General features: G+C 67.1%; 1 protein-coding gene and 1 pseudogene. Both read right to left on the reverse strand.

Annotated features, from left to right (window positions below):
- A partial coding sequence (locus AB0D53_RS41625; RefSeq protein WP_362454746.1) for an exonuclease SbcCD subunit D occupies positions 1-1,089 on the reverse strand: 1,089 nt, incomplete at its 3' end.
- Between the two features lie 380 nt (positions 1,090-1,469).
- Positions 1,470-2,069, reverse strand: a pseudogene (locus tag AB0D53_RS41630) (hypothetical protein); the annotation flags it as partial.

Here is a 2,069-nt window from a genome sequence, read left to right on the forward strand (position 1 = left end):
TCCGGGCCGCGCAGCGGCCTCAAGGCCCCGTCGGCCGGGACCTGGGCGGTGAAGCTGTAGCGGCCGAGGAGGTTGAGGTTGCGGTGCCTGAGCGGGGATGGCGGTGGGGAGGTGTTGCAGGTCGAGGGTGTGGGGGAAGCGCTGTTTGAGGCGTGCCACGGGTTCGTAGGGGCGGGCGGTGTCGGTGAGGGTGACGTGCAGCCAGGCTTTGGTGAGGGGTTCGTGGGCCGGGTCGGCCAGCAGGTCTTCCAGGCGGCCGGTCAGGCGGGCCAGGGGCAGTTGGAGGTCTGCTGGGAGGGGGCGGCGGGTGACGGTGGGGGCTGCTGGGTCGGTGAGCAGGTCGATCAGGGTGAGGGACTTGGTGTGTCCGGTTTCGGAGAAGGAGTAGGCCAGCGGGGAGCCGCTGTAGTGGATGTGGTCGTTGACCTGCTGGGCGCCGTGGAGGTGGCCCAGTGCGACGTAGTCGATGCCGTCGAAGACGGACGCGGGGGCGTGGTCGACGCCGCCGACGCTGATGTCACGTTCGCTTCTGCAGCCGGTCGCGCCGGTGACGAAGGCGTGGGCCAGGACGATGGAGCGGGTGTTGGCGGGGCGGGCGGCGAGGTCGGCGCGGATGCGGTCCAGAGCTGAGCGGAGGACGGCTTGGTGGGAGGCTTCTTCGGCTTCGAGGTGCGTGCGCACCAGAGATGGCTCGAGGTAGGGCACGCCGTAGACGGCGACGGTGCCGGTGGGGCCCTCCAGCAGGACGGGGGTGGCGGTGTGGGCCGGGTCGGTCCTCAGGTGCACGCCGGTGCGGGCCAGCAGGGCGGAGCCGACTCCGAGTCGGTGGGCGGAGTCGTGGTTTCCGCTGATCATGATGGCTGGTATGCCGAGGTCGGCCATCTGGTTCAGGCCCTGGCTGAACAGGCGTACCGCGTCCAGGCTGGGGATGACCCGGTCGTAGATGTCTCCGGCGATGAGCAGGGCGTCGACCTGCTCGTTGCGGGCGGTGTCGCAGATGTGATCCAGGATTTTGCGCTGGGCGTCGATCAGGTCTTCTCCGTGGAACCGGCGGCCCAGGTGCCAGTCCGAAGTGTGCAGAAACCTCATGCAAGGTGACCGTAGTCAGACGGTCTGAGGTGTGGGTGGGTTTTCAGATAAACATCGCTGCTTATGCGGAGATGGATGCAGATGGGAGGAAGGTTTCTGCGCCCTTTTGGAGCAGTGCCGGCGAGGCTTGGTCACCAAGCGTGATTGTCAGTGCCGGCAGGGAAGATACAGGGGTGGGAAGGAGGAGGGATGGCCTCTCCGAAGTCTGCTCGTGCTGGCTGTTTTCCCGCGCCGGGCGGGTGCAGGTGGTGCGGGATCGATGCTCGCTCCCATGCCCGTCAGTGGGTGGAAGCGGTGGGCTGGCATGCCTGGGAGACACCGACCGATGAGCAGCGCAAGGAGCGTATGCGGGCGCGTCGCGCGCAGCGGCCGGTGTCTGGTCAGTGAGCGAGTTCCTGAAGCTGCCCAAAGACTTCTCGTAGCTGCTGGGGAACGTCCTCGGGAGTGGTGAGCGTGGTGACCAGGCCGTTGAGCATGGCCGGTTTTCCGTTGGGGCTGGCCTCCGCCGCCTCGCTCTTGATCATGTCGAGGACGCGGGCGCTGAACTTCTTGGTGCCGCGGTGCGCGGTGAAGTCCTCGGCGCTCCAGGTCCGGGGGGCGGGCCGGGGCCATCGGAGGTTGGCGGCCGTGGCCCAGCGCTCGTCGGTGAAGAGTTCTTCCAGCTCGTTGAAGCCGAGGGCTTCGCCGACGTAGGCGACTTGCTTGTCCAGGTCGAGGCCCGCTTTGCGGAGCTTTTCGTCCTTGAAGAGCTTGTTGGAGCGGCTGTCGGCATCGATCATCAGCATGACCGAGCGTTTGCGCTGGACGAGGTAGCGGGCCAGGTGGAGTGCTCCCTCGTTGTTCTCGCAGGCCCACAGGGCGATGCCGGCCGACTGCAGGGACAGTTGTCGGCGTACTCGTGAGAGTGCTCCACTGCGTACGGAGATCTGTGCACCAGGCTTCTCCTCCTGCGCGAGTCTCCAGCAGTTCCACGGCCGAGT

Source organism: Streptomyces sp. NPDC048295 (genome assembly GCF_040652135.1).
Classification (GTDB): Bacteria; Actinomycetota; Actinomycetes; order Streptomycetales; family Streptomycetaceae; genus Streptomyces.